The sequence below is a fragment of the Flavobacterium sp. J49 genome (assembly GCF_011742145.1).
Taxonomy (GTDB): Bacteria; Bacteroidota; Bacteroidia; order Flavobacteriales; family Flavobacteriaceae; genus Flavobacterium.
Genome location: NZ_JAAQQU010000044.1, coordinates 1 through 227 on the forward strand (window position 1 = coordinate 1; position 227 = coordinate 227).

The following is a 227-nucleotide window of genomic DNA, read 5'->3' on the forward strand; positions in this document are numbered from 1 at the left end:
GGACAAGAGATAGTTGAAGTAGCAGGTAACGCTGCGATAACCGGAGCCGTTACGTCTTGTACATTTATAGTTTGTGAAGCAGTAGAAGAATTTCCACAAGCATCAGTAGCAGTCCAAGTTCTGGTTACAGAGTAAGAACCTGCACAATTACCATTGGTAGTTACATCTTCGAAAGTCAATTCGAAAGCAGAACCACACTCATCAGTAGCAGTAGCTTGAGCGAACTC

At 43.2% G+C, this 227-nt stretch carries 1 protein-coding gene; it reads right to left on the minus strand.

The features are described from left to right. The coding region (locus tag HA632_RS01490; protein ID WP_217902801.1) for a hypothetical protein at positions 1-227 on the minus strand (227 nt) is incomplete at both ends.